This is a genomic window from Rhizobium sp. CSW-27 (assembly GCF_018760785.1).
Classification (GTDB): Bacteria; Pseudomonadota; Alphaproteobacteria; order Rhizobiales; family Rhizobiaceae; genus Neorhizobium.
This window is the reverse complement of the sequence record NZ_JAHHZO010000003.1, coordinates 295,589-311,089: the sequence shown is the minus strand read 5'-3', so window position 1 is coordinate 311,089 and position 15,501 is coordinate 295,589. Positions and strand designations below refer to the sequence as shown.

The 15,501-nt window shown below is 64.1% G+C and carries 15 protein-coding genes; 4 read left to right on the top strand and 11 right to left on the bottom strand.

All coding sequences use genetic code 11. From position 1 onward, the window contains the following. Positions 1 to 10: 10 nt before the first annotated feature. The 3 genes from KLP42_RS08120 to KLP42_RS08110 all read right to left on the bottom strand — a co-directional run bounded on the left by KLP42_RS08120 (position 11) and on the right by KLP42_RS08110 (position 3,159). Positions 11 to 853: a carbohydrate ABC transporter permease gene (locus KLP42_RS08120; protein ID WP_215565705.1), complete on the bottom strand. Its 843-nt coding sequence runs from the start codon at positions 851 to 853 to the stop codon at positions 11 to 13. After that, the gene (locus tag KLP42_RS08115) at positions 850 to 1,788 is read right to left on the bottom strand and encodes a carbohydrate ABC transporter permease (protein ID WP_215565704.1); all 939 of its coding nucleotides are present in this window, start codon (positions 1,786 to 1,788) and stop codon (positions 850 to 852) included. The genes KLP42_RS08120 and KLP42_RS08115 overlap by 4 nt, the downstream gene beginning before the upstream one ends. Before the next feature lie 66 nt (positions 1,789 to 1,854). Next, positions 1,855 to 3,159, bottom strand: a complete 1,305-nt coding sequence (locus KLP42_RS08110; protein ID WP_502941278.1) for an extracellular solute-binding protein — start codon at positions 3,157 to 3,159, stop codon at positions 1,855 to 1,857. A gap of 193 nt (positions 3,160 to 3,352) precedes the next feature. On the opposite strand from KLP42_RS08110, the gene KLP42_RS08105 reads away from it, so the two are divergent. Together KLP42_RS08105 and KLP42_RS08100 are read left to right on the top strand one after the other, a co-directional pair. Continuing rightward, positions 3,353 to 4,357, top strand: a complete 1,005-nt coding sequence (locus KLP42_RS08105) for an ABC transporter ATP-binding protein (RefSeq protein WP_215565703.1) — start codon at positions 3,353 to 3,355, stop codon at positions 4,355 to 4,357. A 164-nt stretch (positions 4,358 to 4,521) separates the two neighbouring features. Beyond that, on the top strand, positions 4,522 to 5,223 hold the full coding sequence (locus KLP42_RS08100; RefSeq protein WP_215565702.1) for a pirin family protein: 702 nt from the start codon (positions 4,522 to 4,524) through the stop codon (positions 5,221 to 5,223). A gap of 87 nt (positions 5,224 to 5,310) precedes the next feature. Here KLP42_RS08100 and KLP42_RS08095 read toward each other — a convergent pair whose 3' ends face one another. From KLP42_RS08095 to KLP42_RS08060, 8 genes are all read right to left on the bottom strand, one after another. Next, positions 5,311 to 6,921: an MFS transporter gene (locus KLP42_RS08095; RefSeq protein ID WP_215565701.1), complete on the bottom strand. Its 1,611-nt coding sequence runs from the start codon at positions 6,919 to 6,921 to the stop codon at positions 5,311 to 5,313. Between the two features lie 69 nt (positions 6,922 to 6,990). Then, positions 6,991 to 7,815 carry an alpha/beta fold hydrolase gene (locus tag KLP42_RS08090; RefSeq protein ID WP_252192842.1) on the bottom strand — a complete coding sequence of 275 codons (825 nt, stop codon included), beginning with the start codon at positions 7,813 to 7,815 and terminating at the stop codon, positions 6,991 to 6,993. A 261-nt stretch (positions 7,816 to 8,076) separates the two neighbouring features. Continuing rightward, positions 8,077 to 8,520: a DoxX family protein gene (locus KLP42_RS08085; protein WP_215565699.1), complete on the bottom strand. Its 444-nt coding sequence runs from the start codon at positions 8,518 to 8,520 to the stop codon at positions 8,077 to 8,079. Between the two features lie 7 nt (positions 8,521 to 8,527). Then, positions 8,528 to 10,510: an amidohydrolase gene (locus KLP42_RS08080; protein WP_215565698.1), complete on the bottom strand. Its 1,983-nt coding sequence runs from the start codon at positions 10,508 to 10,510 to the stop codon at positions 8,528 to 8,530. After that, positions 10,510 to 10,797, bottom strand: a complete 288-nt coding sequence (locus KLP42_RS08075) for a XapX domain-containing protein (RefSeq protein ID WP_215565697.1) — start codon at positions 10,795 to 10,797, stop codon at positions 10,510 to 10,512. Before KLP42_RS08075 ends, KLP42_RS08080 begins: the two co-directional genes overlap by 1 nt. Then, positions 10,794 to 11,540: an alpha/beta fold hydrolase gene (locus tag KLP42_RS08070; RefSeq protein ID WP_215565696.1), complete on the bottom strand. Its 747-nt coding sequence runs from the start codon at positions 11,538 to 11,540 to the stop codon at positions 10,794 to 10,796. The genes KLP42_RS08075 and KLP42_RS08070 overlap by 4 nt, the downstream gene beginning before the upstream one ends. 72 nt (positions 11,541 to 11,612) lie before the next feature. Continuing rightward, positions 11,613 to 12,263, bottom strand: a complete 651-nt coding sequence (locus KLP42_RS08065; RefSeq protein WP_215565886.1) for a hydrolase — start codon at positions 12,261 to 12,263, stop codon at positions 11,613 to 11,615. A 178-nt stretch (positions 12,264 to 12,441) separates the two neighbouring features. Next, positions 12,442 to 13,650 (bottom strand): MFS transporter, encoded by a 1,209-nt coding sequence (locus KLP42_RS08060; RefSeq protein WP_215565695.1) that lies wholly within the window; start codon positions 13,648 to 13,650, stop codon positions 12,442 to 12,444. Positions 13,651 to 13,755: 105 nt separating this feature from the next. Between KLP42_RS08060 and KLP42_RS08055 the strand changes: the two genes are divergently transcribed. After that, entirely contained in the window at positions 13,756 to 14,649 is an 894-nt protein-coding gene (locus tag KLP42_RS08055) for a LysR family transcriptional regulator (protein WP_215565694.1), read from the top strand. Between the two features lie 21 nt (positions 14,650 to 14,670). Further along, positions 14,671 to 15,393, top strand: coding sequence for a hypothetical protein (locus KLP42_RS08050; protein WP_215565693.1), 723 nt, complete (start codon positions 14,671 to 14,673; stop codon positions 15,391 to 15,393). Positions 15,394 to 15,501: the final 108 nt, after the last annotated feature.

Sequence of the window (15,501 nt, the reverse complement as noted above, 5' to 3'; positions counted from 1 at the left end):
TTTGGATGGGTCAGCCCTTGACGGCTCCGGCCGTCAAGGCGCCGAGGATGAGCCGCTGGAGCGCGAGGAATGCGACGATGGCGGGAACCACCGAAACAAGGCAGGCCGCCGCCAGAAGCTGGATGGAAGAGTCGTTCTGCGTGCCGGCATACTGGAAGATGCCGACGCCGATGGGTGTGAGCGATTCCTTTGTGATCAGCAGGAAGGGAACGAGGAACTGCGACCAGCCGCCGATCACCGAAATGATGAAGGCCGACGCGATGCCGGGCGTGGAAAGCGGCAGGACCACGCGCAGGAAAACGCCCAAGCGGTTGCAGCCGTCGATCATCGCCGCTTCGTCGAGCGCGGCCGGAATGCCGTCGATCGTGCCCTTCAGGATCCAGGTCACCATCGGCACCGCGAGCGCGATGTAAACCATGGTGGCGCCGAAATGGCTGTCGGTCAGGCCGATCGAGGCCATGTAGCGGTAGAGCGGCACCATGATGACGAGCGGCGAGATCATCTGCACCGATAAGAGCGCCATCATCCAGGCCCCCTTGCCGCGGAACCGGAAGCGGGAAAAGGCGTAAGCCGCCGGCAATGCCACGATCAGGCAGCCGAGTGCCGACAGGCATGACAGTTTCAGGGCATTCCACAGGTAGCCGGCAAACTTGTCCGATGACAGGATCATCGCGAAGTTTTCGAGCGTCGGTGCCTTGGGAATGAAGCGGCTGACGCCGAGGAAGACCTCCTTGCGGGTGCGCAGTGCCAGCGACAGAAGCCACAGCAGCGGCCAGGCGAAAAAGACGAAGGTGGCCAGCATGAACAGATAGCTGAACAGGTCGCCGATGCGTTCCCTTGTCTTGGCGCTCATCGGTCCTCTCCCTTCGGCAGGAAGGCCGCGTAGACGAGTGCGAGGCCGAGGCTGATGACAAGCATCAGGATTGACAGCACCGCGCCGCCGGCGAGGTCGTAATTGCGGAAGACGACGTTGAAGGTGTAGAGCGACAGGACCTCCGTGGAGCGGCCGGGACCGCCGCCGGTCAGCGAGATGATCGCGTCGAAGGTGTTCAGCGTCTGGATGGTGATGAGGATCATGTTGACGAGGATTGCCGAGCGCAGCTGCGGCAGCGTCACATGCATCAGTCGCTGCGGCGCGCTGGCGCCGTCGACAGCCGCGGCTTCATAGAGCACCGGGTCGATCGCCTTCAGCGCCGCATACATCACCACCATGGAAAAGGCCGTGCCGCGCCAGACATTGGAGATCACCACCGACCACATCACCAGGTCCGGATCGGACAGCCACTGCACCGGTGCTGCACCCATCAGGCGCAGGATGCTGTTGAGCCCGCCGAAGGGTGCCTCGTTGAACAGCATCTTCCAGATGATGCCGCCGGCAATGCCGGGCACGACCCAGGCGATCAGGGCCGTGGTGCGCACGATGGTGGTGCCGAACAGGCGCCGCTTTTCGCCGCGCACCACTACCAGCGCAATGGCAAGGCCCAGCAATTGCTGGGAAAACACGCTGGCGAGCGTGAAAAGCGCGGTGACGCCGAGGATGCCGGGCAGTTCCGGCCGGGCCAGGGTCTGCGTCAGCGTCGAGACAGTGTAGCCTTCATCGCCGCCCAGAAGCGTGGCGCGCGTCAGCGCCAGACGGAAGACGTCAAGCACCGGATAGAGGTAAAACAGACCGAGCACGAGGATCAGCGGCATCAGCCAGGGGGCGACCCTGGGCCGTTGCCGCCTGTTGGGCAGGGCAGCCGCGCGCGGCACGGCGCTTGAGGCAATCGCTGGAGGCATGGAGGTCATCCGGTCACGCATGGCATGGGAAGAGGAACGCGGGCAGAATGCACCCGCGTTCCTGCGGCATCGGCATTACAGACGCTTGAAGGCATCCATCGACGCCTTGAAGGCGTCGTCCACTGCGGCTTCGGTCGGCTGCGAGCCGGTCAGAACCTTGCCCATCATGATCTGGATCTGATTGGAGATTTCCGGATAGACCGGGGCGCCGGGCCGCGCCTGCCCCACCTTCAGCGCCGCGGCAAAGGCCTTGTTCGCCTCGGTCGCGAAGACCGGATACTTGTCATAGAGATCTGCTCGGGTCGGCAGCTGCTCCTGCAGGGCATTGGCCGGTCCCATGTAGATCTCGCGGGCGAGATTGGCGCACATTTCCACCTTGGCCGGGTCCTTGGAGAGGGAGGCGACCGTCCAGCCGCCGGTGCCGGTGGAGCGTTCGGCGCCGGTCGGGCCGGGCAGCATGGAGAAGGTCCAGTTGGCGAAGTCTTCCGCCTCCAGCGTGCTCTTCAGCTGGGCAAGCTGCCAGTTGCCGCCGACGAAGAGCGCGGTGGTGCCGGCCGCCGCCGCGGCGTTGAAATCGTCATAATTGCCGATGGTGGCCACGCGCTTCGGCGCGGCGCCGCTTTCCACCAGATCGCGATAATAGTTGACCGCCTTGATGAACTTCGCGCGGTTCTCGCCTTCGCCGAAGATCGGCTTGCCTGCATCGTCGACCAGCTTGCCGCCCTGGGCCCAGAAGTTGGCCAGCCAGTCGAATGTGGTGCCCTCGAAGCGGCCGCCGTTGAAGAGGATGCCTTCCATGCCTTCCTTCACGGAGGCAAGCGCGGCCTTCCTGGTGTCATCCCAGGTCTGCGGCGCCTCGGCGATCACCTTCTTGTTGCGGTAGAGAACCCGCAGGTCCGTCGACCACCACCATGCATAGATCTGGCCGTCCGTTCCGGTGATGCCTTCGCGGATGAAGGGGAAAAGCTGCTCGATCTCCTCTTTCTTGAAGTACGGGGAGAACGACTGCAGCACCCCGGCCTTTTTGAACAGCGGCAGGACGAAGGAATCGACGGCTGCGCAGTCCGGTGCGTTGCCGGATTTGGCCTGTTCGAGCATGCGGGCCTGTTCCTGCCCAATGTCGCCGGACATCATCTGCAGCTCGACCTTCCAGCCGGGATGGCGTGCCACATACTCGCGAAACAGCTTTCCGTAGCCCTCGGCCACGTCGGGATCGTTGTTGCGCGGGCCATCCGTCGTCATGCGGAAGGTCAGCGTCTTCGGCGCATTGGCCGGGCCGACGGTGTCGCCGGTAATCGTGTTCTGCGCCATCGCCGGAAGGGCGACGCTCGCAGCCAGTACGGCGGCGAGGCTCAGTCGGCATGCGGATCTCGTCATCATGGGTTCTCCTCCCTTGAATACTGCCGGTTGTCGGCCTTGTGGCGCGCGACGGCAGGCTGCGACCCCCGGTCGCCACACCACCCCTCCCGGCACCAGCGGCCCGGCGCGTCTCCTCAACAACACGCTTTGCAGGCCACAGAAAATAGATTAAATCACTTTTGTTTCGTGTCAAGGACCAGCCGGGGAGGAAAACATGGCACAGGTCGAAATCGCTGCCTTGCGCAAGAGCTACGGCGCGCTGGAGGTCATTCACGGGGTGGACGTCTCGATTGCCGACGGAGAGTTCGTGGCACTGGTCGGTCCCTCTGGCTGCGGCAAGTCCACCCTTCTCAGGATGGTGGCGGGCCTGGAGGAGATCACCTCCGGCGACATCAGCGTCGATGGCAAGCTGATCAACGATCTCGCCCCGCGTGACCGCGACATCGCCATGGTGTTCCAGAACTACGCGCTCTATCCGCACATGACGGTGGCGAAGAACATGGGCTTTGCGCTGAAGCTGCAGGGCCTGTCCGCCGGCGAGATCGACCGGCGGGTAAAAGCCGCCGCCGGCATTCTCGATCTCGATGCCTATCTCGGCCGCAAGCCCGCCGCACTTTCCGGCGGCCAGCGGCAGCGCGTCGCCATGGGGCGTGCCATCGTGCGGGCGCCGAAGGTGTTTCTGTTCGACGAACCGCTCTCCAACCTCGACGCCAAGCTTCGCGTGCAGATGCGCTCGGAAATCCGCGAGTTGCAGAAGCGGCTTGGCACCACCACCATCTACGTCACCCACGACCAGGTGGAAGCCATGACCATGGCCGACAAGATCGTCGTTTTGCAGCAGGGGCGGGTGGAGCAGATCGGCGCGCCGCTCGATCTCTACCATCGCCCGGCCAATCTCTTCGTCGCCACCTTCATCGGCTCGCCGCAGATGAACCTGATCACCGGCGAGGCCGCAGCCCGCTACGGTGCTGCCACGATCGGCATCCGGCCGGAGCATCTGATCGCCGCCGAGGCGGGCGAGGGCTGGAAGGGGCAGATCCTTTCGGCAGAATATCTCGGCAGCGACACCTATCTCGATGTGGCGACTGAAGCGGCCGGACGCCTGCAGGTGCGCACCGAAGGCGGCTTTGCGCCGCGTCCGGGTGATGTCGTCTGGCTGGAGCCGGCAGAGGGTCAGTTGCACCGCTTCGATGCCGAGGGCCGAGCGATGCGGAAGTGAATGGCAGGACTTTTCCTTTTGTGCCTTCGGAGGATTTGCCGCATCGTTCAATATTATCGAACGATGCGGCGACCGTCGTCTGCATTTCAATCGCCTCCGAAGAGACTATCTTCGCTCCATCGCGATGCCGCATCGGCACCGCCAGGAGATCAGGGAGCGGCGAAATGACCCTCATTCACGAAAACATGTCGCGCGGCCACACCGATACCGGCTGGCTGAACAGTTACCACACCTTTTCCTTCGGCGGGTTTCAGGATCCGACCCGCATGGGATTCGGCGCGCTCAGGGTGATCAACGAGGATCGCATCGCGCCGGGTTCTGGTTTCTCCGAACATGGCCATGCGGACATGGATATCCTGACGCTGGTGCTTGCAGGCAAGCTGCGTCACAAGGATACGCTGGGCAATACGGTCACGATTGCCCCGGGTGAAGCGCAGCTGATGCATGCAGGCTCCGGTGTCAGGCATTCGGAGATGAACGCCTCCTCGAAGGAACCGGCGCATTTCCTGCAAATCTGGCTCATTCCGGACACGCGCGGACTGGCGCCTCGTTACCAGCAGGCCAGGTTGCCGGATGCCATGGCAAGTCGGGACTGGGTCGAGGTGGCCGGGCCCGCCGGCGGCGGCGCATCGCTGGAACTTTGTTCCGACGCGCGCCTGTCTCTGGCCCAACCCCATGCGGGCGACCGGATGCGCGTTCCGCATCAGCCGGGCCGGCTGACCTTCCTCCACATCATCGAGGGGCTTGCAATGATGGATGGCGAGCGTCTCGTCGGCGGCGACGGTGTCCAGCTCGGCGCGGACGCCCTTCCGGACCTCGACTGGATCACCGATGGCAAGGCCCTGCTGTTCGACATGCGGCGTTGACCTTCGCCCGCAGACCGCGCCGCCCGGTTCACGGGAACCGGGCGGCGTCCACGACGGCAAGCCTGATCTTCCGAAAGCAAGGCCCGGTCAGCGATGCGGCTTTGGCCGCTCCATCGCAATGAAGTGGCGAACCAGCGGCTTGGCCTGTCCCTGATGGAAGGCGAGCGCGGAGGCTTGCAGATCGGCATCGGCCTTCGACACCCGCCGGTGCTGGCGCAGATGTTCCGCCCAGGATTCCACGAAGAACCATTCGAGCACGATAGTGGGATCGCCGGAATCCTCGGTCACGCCCCAGCTATAGGCACCGTCGCGCTGTCGCTCATGCGAAAGCCGGGACAGTGCATGCAGGAAGCCCGACCGTTGCGCGGGATCGATGCGATACTCCACCGTGATCAGAACCGGCCCGCGATCATGCGCGACGGGGGCGGCGAGCAAAGGCTCCGGCCAATGGTTGGAGGCAACGAGATCCGCTTCTCCGCGCGGCAGTTTGACCCGGTGCATGGCAAGTCCCGCGACCAGCAGCCCGAAGGCGGAGATCAGCAGCGCCGGCGCAATGCCGGTCGCCTCCGCCACCACGCCCCAGCCGAGGCTGCCGCCAGCCATGGCACCGTTGAACACCATGAGATAGATGGCCAGAGCGCGGCCACGCACCCAGTTCGGAAGAATGCCCTGAGCGACGCCGTTCAGCGTCGTCAGCGCCACGATCCAGCCCATGCCGAGGAACAGCAGGGCGGCGGGGGCCACAGCCTGCGGCGGCCTGAAGGCCAGAATGACCATGACGGCGGCTGTCACCGCCGCAGAGAACAGCAGAAGCCCATCGGCGTCCAGGCGTCGGCGCAGGGCTGGCAGAACCAGCGCGCCGCAGATGGCACCAAGGCCGATTGCCCCGAGCAACAGGCCATAATAGCCAGCGCTTCCATTCAGCAGATTGCGCGCCACAAGCGGCAGCAGTGCCCAGACGGCACTGGCAAAGGCGAAGAAGACGATGGCCCTCAGCAACACGATATGCAGGTCGCGGCTGGCGCGCGCATAGCGCAGGCCGGCGCGGAAGGCACCGGTGAAATTCTCCTTCAGAACGTCCGCCTCACCGCGCGGCCGCTTCCACCACAGGAGCGCCGCGATGACGAAGACATAGCTTGCCACATCGGCACCGTAGGTTACCGAGGCACCCAAACCGGCGAGCAGCGCGCCGCCGAGCGCCGGACCGACCGCGCGGGCAACATTGATGCCAAGCGAGTTCAGCGCCACCGCGCTTTTCAGGCGCTCACGCGGCACAAGCTCCGGCACCACCGCCTGCCAGGCTGGCGCGGCAAGCGCAGCGCCGATACCGCCGAGGAAAGTGAGACCGATCAGCGCCTCGACCGTCAGCAGGTTCAGCGTGGCCAGCGCCATCAACGTCAGGCTGACGGCGGCGAGCAGAAGCTGAACGCCGATGAGCAGCCGACGACGATCGAAGATATCCGACAGAACGCCCGCCGGGATGGCGAGCAGGAAAAAGGGTAGCGTGCCGGCGGCCTGGATGGTGGCGACCGCCGCAGGTGCCGCAGACAGTTCCGTGACGAGCCAGGAACTGGCCACATCGCGAATGAACGTGCCGGTATTGCCGAGGATCGTCGCGATCCAGAGAATGGCGAACGCACTTTCGCCAAGGGCTGCGAATGCGCCGCCCGCATTCTCTTCACTCGATGCCGATGCCATTGGCGGCCTCCGTGTCTGAACTGGAAAGGCTGCGGCCCGGCATCAGCCGGGCCGCAGCCGCATGTGTCGTCAGGAAATGAAGGAAAGAACGTCGGCGTTGAACTTTTCGGCCTCAAGCTGGGCAAGGCCATGCTGGCCGCCCTTGTAGACCTTCAACGTAGCGTTCTTGACAATTTTCACCGCCTTTTCCGCCGAAGCGGCGATCGGCACGATCTGATCGTCATCGCCATGGATGATGAGCGTCGGGCATTCGATCTTCTTCAAGTCCTCGGTGTAGTCGACCTCGGAGAATTCGTGGATGCAGTCGTAGTGACCCTTGATCGAGCCCATCACCCCCTGCAACCAGAAGGTATCGCGTAAGCCCTGATTGTCCTTCGCGCCGTCGCGGTTGAAGCCGTAGAAGGGTGTGGTGAGATCCTTGAAGAACTGCGAGCGGTCGAGAGCGGTGCCCTTTCGAATCCCATCGAACACCTCAAGCGGCGTGCCTTGCGGGTTGCTGGCCGTCTTCAGCATCAGCGGCGGAACGGCGCCCACCAGAACCACCTTGGCAACGCGGGCATTGCCGTGGCGGCCGATATAGTGGACCACTTCGCCACCACCGGTGGAGTGGCCGATCATGATAAGGTTCCTGAGATCAAGCTTTTCGATCAGTTCCGCCAGGTCGTCCGCATACTGGTCCATGGTGTTGCCCTGCCAGGGCTGGTCCGAGCGCCCATGACCACGACGATCATGGGCGATCACGCGGAAACCGTTCTGGGCAAAGAACAACATCTGCGCATCCCAGGCATCGCCCGAAAGCGGCCAGCCATGCGAGAACAGGATCGGCTGTCCCGTGCCCCAGTCCTTGTAGAAGATCTTGGTTCCATCTTTGGTTTCGATGAAGTTCGCAGTCATGGGAGTGGCTCCATTTGTGGCGGTTGTTGCAGATTTCGAAAAAGCGAGGCCGGGCAAGGCCATCGCGGCGGAAAGGCTCGCGCTGGCCATCAGGGCCTGCCGGCGGGACAGAAGAAAATGCAGGTGCGGGGTCATGAGGCTTGGCCCTTGTTCCGGTGTCGGTGGCTTGGGTGAGGGAAGACGCGAGATCCTGATAGCGAAAGGGGCAGCAAAGAGATTGTCTCATCCGCCGCGGATTTGGATAAAGCCGCGCTGCTGGCATCAGCGGGCCTTCGCGCGCAGCACTGCGGTCTCCATCGCCGCCACGTAAACAAAGGCACCGGCCAGACCGAGATGCTCGAAGAAGGCATTCGTCGCCATGGTGCGCTCCATGCCAGCCGGCATTTCCCAGAAGCGCAGCGCCAGACCGGTGGCCGCCAGTGTAAAGGCCGCAAGTGCCAGCGCCGCCATCCGGCGATAGAAGCCGGACAGCACGAGTGCCGACATCGTGAGTTCAAACAGGATGACGCCAACGGCAAACAGCGGTGCCGGCAACAGGCCGAAATGTGCCATTTCCGCCTGCGCGCCCTGAAAGTCGAAGATCTTCACCAGAGGCCCCTGGATATAGGCCGAGCAGAGGGCCAGCAGCGCCAGGAAACGCAGGGGAGCGGATGCAAACCAGTGCGGCTGGTGTGGCTTCGATGCGTGATGCGAAATCGTCGTCATGATGGCCTCACACTGCCCAGCAGGCGCAGCCGAGAGCGCCAAAGAAACCCTTGAGATCGCTGATCGGCAGTTTCGATGTCCAGGCGCGGGCATGGTCGTGTCCGTGCACACTGCAATCATTGGCGCATCCGCATGTCGCAATCGCCGTGCGGCGAAGCGAATGGCGTCCCGCGCCCTGCGGTTCACCCCAGGCCGCATAGCCGCCGAAAGCGCGCACCGGCGACCAGTCCGGCATGGCCGGTGGTACGTCGTTCTCGTCGAGCGCCTTGAAGTCCCCGGCGCCATAGACGATGCGGCCACCCACCATCGTCAGCTCCGAGGTCAGGAAGGAGATCTCGTCTTCGGCGCAGGCAAAGAAGTCCTTGTCCGGCACGACGAGATCGGCAAACTGGCCCTTTTCGATGCGGCCCTTCCTGCCCTCTTCGTTGGAGAACCAGGTGACATTTTCCGTCCACATCCGCAGCGCCGTCTCGCGGTCCAGGCAGTTGGCGCGCGGATAGAGCTGCATGCCGCCGACGGTCTTGCCGGTAATCATCCAGGCAAGCGATACCCACGGATTGTAGGAGGCAACCCGCGTGGCATCCGTACCGGCAGATACCTTCACGCCCTTTTCCAGCATGCGGGCGATGGGCGGCGTGGCCTCCGCCGCGCCGTGGCCGTAGCGCTCGACGAAATATTCGCCCTGATAGGCCATCCGGTGCTGCACGGCGATGCCTCCGCCAAGCGCCGCGATCCGCTCTATCGACTGGTCGGAAATTGTTTCCGCGTGGTCGAAGAACCAGTTCAGCCCCTCGAGCGGAGTGTCCTGGTTGACCTTTTCGAACACGTCGAGCGCACGTGAGATCGTCTCGTCATAGGTCGCGTGCAGGCGCCAGGGCCAGCGGTTCTGCGCCAGAATCCGCACCACCTCCTCCAGCTCGCCTTCCATTTCCGGCGGCATGTCGGGCCTTGGCTCACGGAAGTCCTCAAAGTCGGCGGCGGAAAAGACCAGCATCTCACCGGCGCCATTGTGGCGGAAATAGTCGTCGCCCTGCTTGTATTTCACCGAAGACGTCCATTTCAGGAAATCGTCCTTTTCCTGTTTCGGTTTCTGGGTGAACAGGTTGTAGGCAAGCCGCACGGTCATCTGGCCCTCGTCGGAGAGCTTCTGGATGACCGCATAATCATCGGGATAGTTCTGAAAGCCACCGCCGGCATCGATCACGCCGGTGATGCCCAGCCGGTTCAGCTCGCGCATGAAATGGCGGGTGGAATTGACCTGGTAGTCGAAGGGCAGCTTCGGCCCCTTGGCGAGCGTCGAATAGAGAATGCCGGCATTGGGCTTTGCCAGCAGCAGACCGGTCGGATTGCCGTTGGTATCGCGGGTAATCTCGCCGCCGGGCGGGTTCGGCGTGTCCTTCGTGTAGCCGACGGCGCGCAGAGCCGCTCCGTTCAGAAGTGCCCGGTCGTAGAGATGCAGCAGGAAGACCGGCGTGTCCGGAGCCACCGCATTGATTTCCTCGATGGTGGGCAGGCGCTTTTCGGCAAACTGGTGTTCGGTAAAGCCGCCGACCACGCGCACCCACTGCGGGGCAGGCGTGATTGCCACCTGCCGCTTCAGCATGTCCATAGCGTCCGCCAGGCTGCGCACGCCGTCCCAGCGCAGTTCCATGTTGAAGTTCAGCCCGCCGCGCACGACGTGGGTGTGGTTATCGATAAGCCCCGGCAGCACACGCTTGCCCTTCAGGTCGATGATCTTCGTCTCCGGCCCGGCATGCGCCATGACCTCCTGGTCCGTGCCGACGGCAATGAACACGCCGTCCTTGATCGCGACGGCGGAGGCCGCAGGCTTTGTCCGGTCGAGCGTGGTGATGAGGCCGTGATGAAGGAGGAGATCGGCTGACATGGAAACATCTCCGGTGGATGCGGCGCTGGCGGCGGAACGGGCAGCCAGCAATTGCAGGGATGCGAGGCTGGAAGCCCCGCCGATGAAGGCACGACGCGTCGGCATCAAGCGTCCTCGCTCGTTCCTGGAGCGGTCGCACGCACCTCGACGGGCGGCTTTACGCCCTTCGGCAGATGGCCGAACATGTGCGGCTTGACCTCGTGCAGCCAGGAAAGCGCCGCCGGCTCCTTGCGCCAGAGGGTTCGAGCCAGCGGAAGCACCTGCTCACCGATAAGAATGCCGAGGAGGCCGACGAGCGCGACGATGGGCGGTGCCGGTGAGCGCACGTTCAGCAGGCTGTAGACGACGCCGACGAGGATGCCGGCACCGAGGGACATCAGGTAGATCTTCATGACGGGGAACCATTGGTCGCGTCGCCCGCCGCTCCGGCAGTGGCACCGATCTCCGCGACGGCGTCGAGGATGACCTGCGCCACGGCCTGCGGCTGCGACAGGGGGGACATGTGGCTGGCAGCGAGCGCAGTCGTGCGTGCATCGAGAACCCTCGCCAGATGATGCTGTAGCTCCACGCTGACAGCGCGGTCGCCGGTGGAGATGACGTACCAATTGGGCAGGTCCGTCCAGGCGGCTTTCGCCACCGTGTCGGAAAAGGTCGCAGCGGCAAGCGGCGGCTGCAGTGCAAACAGCGTTGCGGCCTCCTCCTCGTGAAGATCCTGCGCAATGCAGGTGGTCCAGCCCCTGCGGCTCATCCAGTAGCCGCCCAGCGCGTCAGTGGAGATTTCCCCAAGCCCCGGCGGGGCGGCAAACGCAGCCACCTGATCGCCGGTGGACTGGCCGGCGCGCGGCGCGAAGGCCGCGACATAGACGAGCGCTGCCACCTTCGGGTCATTGCCCGCCTCGGTGATGACCGTGCCGCCCCAGCTGTGGCCAACCAGAACCACGGGACCGTCCAGAATGTCCAGAATGCGCCGCGTGGCCTTCACATCGTCGGCCAGCGAAGTGGTGGGGTTCTGCACCGCATGCACGGTGATGCCCTTGGCCATCAGCAGCGGCACAACCTTTCTCCAGCTGGACCCGTCACCCCAGGCACCATGCACCAGGACGACGGACGGCGTGCAAGGATTGGAACCAGTCATGCGGCACTCCTCAGAATGGGGCTGCAAGGCGCAAGCAAGGTGCCCCTCGTCAAAGGGGCACCGGCGGCGGGTTCAATGGCCTTCGGAGGCACCGAACATGCTCTTGGCGTAGATGATGCCAAGGCCGTAGGCGCCGCCGAACTTCTTCGCGATGCCGGTCGTCATGTCGTAGGTCTGCGTGCGGGCCCAGTCGCGCTGCAATTCGAGCAGATACTGAAGCGAGGTCATCGGCTGCGCCCCGGCCTGCACCATGCGGTCCATGGCGCGGTTGTGGGCCTCGTCGGAAACGTCGCCGCAGGCATCGGCGATGACGAAGACCTCGAAACCCTGATCAATGGCCGAGAGAGCCGGGCCGACGATGCAGACACCGGTCCACAAACCGGCCAGCACGATGCGCGTCTTGCCGATACGGTTGACCTCTTCGATGACGGCCGAATCTTCCCAGGTGTTCATCGAGGTGCGGTCAAACAGCGTCTGGCCTGGAAAGGCATCGGTGATTTCGGAAAACATCGGGCCGGAAAAGCTCTTTTCGGCCACCGTCGTCAGGATCGTGGAAACGCCAAAGCCCCTGGCGCCGTTGGAAATCAGCGCAGCATTGTTGCGCAGGTTCACGGCGTCGATGCTCTTTGTCGCAAACGACATCTGCGACTGGAAGTCGATGAGGATCAGCGTGTGGTCATGCGGCGTCAGAAGCTTTGCGCCGGGCGTCGGGGTCGCGGTGATGGACATGTGTGCCTCTTGGAAACGGATGTGCCCCGGAACGGGTGCCGGGTTGTTTTAGGCCCGCAGCGCGGGCACCTCTTGCATGTTGCAGGTGGGATTTGGACGTTTGCGCCATGGCGGGAAGGCGAAAGCGCCAAGGTTCCGGGAGGGGCCGTGGCTCTCCCGGAACGAAGGGGCATCAGGCATGCCGGCCGGTCCGCGGATGCCAGGCGCGGCTTGCGGCACGAATGCCGAGGGCGAGAAGGGCAAGCAGGGCACCGAGCAGGCTGACGCCCGTCCAGCCGGCCTGACTCCAGACGAAGGTTGCAAGCGCCGCGCCGGCAGCGCCGCCAAGGAACATCGCAGTCATGAAGATCGTATTCAGCCGGCTGCGGGCATCGGGATCGAGTGCGTAGACGATGTGCTGGTTGGAGATCAGGGCGCTCTGAATGCCGAGGTCGAGAATGATCACCCCGATCACCAGCGCCCCCAGCGATGCCCACAGGCCAAAGATCATCCAGGCGGCCAGCGCAAGAAGCGCACCCAGCCAGACCACCAGATGCGGGCCGCGGCGGTCGGCAATGCGGCCGGCAAGCGGTGCGGCGAAGATACCGGCGGCGCCCACGATGCCGAACAGGCCGGCGACGTCGGGCCCGAGATGGAAACGGGGCGTGGCGAGATAGAGTGCCAGCACCGTCCAGAAAGCGCTGAAGGAGGCAAACAGCGCGGCCTGCATCAGGGCGGCGGTGCGCAGTGCCGGTTCGCGCTTCCAGAGATGGGCGAGCGACCTCAGTGCCGTGTCATACCGCATGCGGGAGGCCGGGCGGTGATGTGGCAGGGTCATGGCCATCAGGACAGCGGCCGCAAGCGCCAGCGGTACCCCGATCCAGAACATGTCCCGCCAGCCGGCATGTGCGCCGACGAAGCCGGACAGCGTGCGGCTGAACAGGATGCCGGACAGCACGCCGGCCATCACCGTGCCGATGGTCGATCCGCGCCGCTCGGGGCTGGCAAGCGTGGCGGCGAAGGGTACGATCTGCTGAGCGACCGTTGCCCCTGCGCCCACGACGAACGAGGCGATCGCCAGCGTCAATCCGCTGGGCGCCAGCGCAGCCAGTGCCAGGGCGACAGCCAGCAGCAGGAATTGCCCGATGATCAGCCTGCGGCGATGGACGAGGTCGCCCAGCGGCAGCAGGAAGAACAGGCCGAGGGCATAGCCAAGCTGCGTTGCGGTCGGTATCAGGCCGGTCGCCGGCTCCCCGGGGAAGTCCGCCTCTATCAGCCCGAGCATCGGCTGGTTGTAATAGACATTGGCAACGGCGATGCCGGTCGCGGTTGCCATGGCCAGAAGGGAAACTGTGCCGAGGCCTTGCTGCGTGGCCGCCGGATGGACTGTGGTGGTCTCCATGATCATCGCCTTTCGGGCTTGAATGAACTGTCCCTTCTCTAGCCTTTTTGCGATTTCCGATTTAGTTATGAATATTGACCGATCAGTGTAACGGAAAATGATATAATGGATACCGCCGATGTGCAGGTCTTCACCGCTGCCGTCACCGCCGGCAGCCTTGCGGCGGCGGCGCGCCAGCTGGGCCTGACGCCGATGATCGCCAGCCGCCGCCTGGCCGCGCTGGAGGCCGCGCTTGGGGTCCGGCTTCTGCATCGCACCACCCGCTCGCTGTCGCTGACACCGGAAGGCGAGACCTTCCTGCCCTTTGCGCGGGCGCTGGTGGAAAACGAGGCGGAGGCCATGGCGCGCCTGAGGGCGGATACGCTGGGTGTCGCCGGGCTTCTGCGGGTATCCGTGCCGATTTCCTTCGGCCTGAAATTCATCATGCCCTTCGTGCCGAAGCTGCTGGATGACAATCCGGATCTCAGGATCGCCGTGGATCTCAGCGACAGCCTGCCGGATCTGGTTGCGACCGGCACGGATCTTGCGATCCGCATCGCGCGGCTGCGCGACAGCAGCCTGATTGCCCGCAAGCTGGCAAACAATCCGCGCACGCTGGTGGCAAGTCCAGATTACATCGCCCGGCGTGGCCTGCCGGAGAGGGTGGAGGATCTGGCCGGGCATGACTGCCTTGCGCTCGGCAATGCGACGCACTGGACCTTCGTCTCCGGCGCCGGCGAGCGGCATGTCCGTCTGAATGCGCGGCTTTCCTGCAGCAGCATTGCCGGATGTCATGCGGCAAGCCTTTCCGGCGGCGGGGTGGCGCTGCTGTCAGACTGGTATGTCGATGACGACGTGGCGGCGGGCCGCCTGGTGAAGATCGGGCTTGCCGATGCCGCACCGGAAGAGATCGCCATCTGGGCAGTCTACCCGACCAGCCAGCTCGTGCTGCCCAAGGTGCGGGTGTTCATCGCGACCCTGAGGCAGACGCTTCTCATGGCGGGCATCCGGGTGGTCTGAGTTCGGCCGCCGGCGGGCGCCGTGACACGCCGCGGCTTGCAAAATGGCGCGCGTTTTGCCGGTTTCGATCATTTTGGGATGAAACGGCGGCGGAGCGCCGGTGTCCGGATGACGGTTTTCGCTTGCGTGTTGCCAATTTTCGGCCTGGGGCCTAAGTCTCCTCTGGCTCGGAAGAATATCCCCACGGAGAAGGCCATGGCGGCATCATCAGATCACGGCGCGGGAAAGCTTCTTCTCCTGTCCCACTTTCCCTCGCTTTGCGTGGCGCCCTTCAGCCGGGAGACGATGTCGGCGTGGCGGCTGCATCAGGCACTCGTCGAGACCACCGAACTGGTGTTCCACCTTGAGGCGCAGCCGGCCTATTTCGCGATGATCTATCTCGGTTCCGTCACGCATTGCGACCTGTTGCGCAATGGCGAGGCCTTGTCGCCGCGCACCTATGACCGGGGCAGCATTTGTCTGGTGGATCTGGCAGACGGTGCGGAGATCCGCCTCTCGACCACTCTGGACGCGGTCGGCGTGGTCGTGCCGTTTTCGCTTGTGGATGAGGTCGCTCTGCGCTTTCCGGAACTGCGTGTCAGGCCCCGTCTTCGCCGCAACGCGCCGGACCCGGTCGTTCACAAGCTTGGACTGGCTCTTGTGCCGTTCTTTTCCGGAGAGGACGACAGGAATTCACCTGCCCTCCAGCACATCATTGCCGCCCTCTGCATCCAATTGGTTGCCGATCAGCGAACGCTTCACTGAACGGGATGCCCGTTCGTTACGCCAGGGGCGATCCTGCGGCAGTATCTGCCATTGCCGATAACCTCATTGCAAAGATGTAGTTCACATCGTCCAATTCCGGGTACTTTT

What these genes read in the sequence shown, in the direction of transcription:
- KLP42_RS08060 (WP_215565695.1), bottom strand. Translation starts at nt 13,650, where the DNA reads ATGGAGACCACCACAGTCCATCCGGCGGCCACGCAGCAAGGCCTCGGC.
- KLP42_RS08105 (WP_215565703.1), top strand. Translation starts at nt 3,353, where the DNA reads ATGGCACAGGTCGAAATCGCTGCCTTGCGCAAGAGCTACGGCGCGCTG.
- KLP42_RS08110 (WP_502941278.1), bottom strand. Translation starts at nt 3,159, where the DNA reads ATGATGACGAGATCCGCATGCCGACTGAGCCTCGCCGCCGTACTGGCT.
- KLP42_RS08120 (WP_215565705.1), bottom strand. Translation starts at nt 853, where the DNA reads ATGAGCGCCAAGACAAGGGAACGCATCGGCGACCTGTTCAGCTATCTG.
- KLP42_RS08100 (WP_215565702.1), top strand. Translation starts at nt 4,522, where the DNA reads ATGACCCTCATTCACGAAAACATGTCGCGCGGCCACACCGATACCGGC.
- KLP42_RS08085 (WP_215565699.1), bottom strand. Translation starts at nt 8,520, where the DNA reads ATGACGACGATTTCGCATCACGCATCGAAGCCACACCAGCCGCACTGG.
- KLP42_RS08055 (WP_215565694.1), top strand. Translation starts at nt 13,756, where the DNA reads ATGGATACCGCCGATGTGCAGGTCTTCACCGCTGCCGTCACCGCCGGC.
- KLP42_RS08095 (WP_215565701.1), bottom strand. Translation starts at nt 6,921, where the DNA reads ATGGCATCGGCATCGAGTGAAGAGAATGCGGGCGGCGCATTCGCAGCC.
- KLP42_RS08090 (WP_252192842.1), bottom strand. Translation starts at nt 7,815, where the DNA reads ATGACTGCGAACTTCATCGAAACCAAAGATGGAACCAAGATCTTCTAC.
- KLP42_RS08075 (WP_215565697.1), bottom strand. Translation starts at nt 10,797, where the DNA reads ATGAAGATCTACCTGATGTCCCTCGGTGCCGGCATCCTCGTCGGCGTC.
- KLP42_RS08115 (WP_215565704.1), bottom strand. Translation starts at nt 1,788, where the DNA reads ATGACCTCCATGCCTCCAGCGATTGCCTCAAGCGCCGTGCCGCGCGCG.
- KLP42_RS08070 (WP_215565696.1), bottom strand. Translation starts at nt 11,540, where the DNA reads ATGACTGGTTCCAATCCTTGCACGCCGTCCGTCGTCCTGGTGCATGGT.
- KLP42_RS08080 (WP_215565698.1), bottom strand. Translation starts at nt 10,510, where the DNA reads ATGCCGACGCGTCGTGCCTTCATCGGCGGGGCTTCCAGCCTCGCATCC.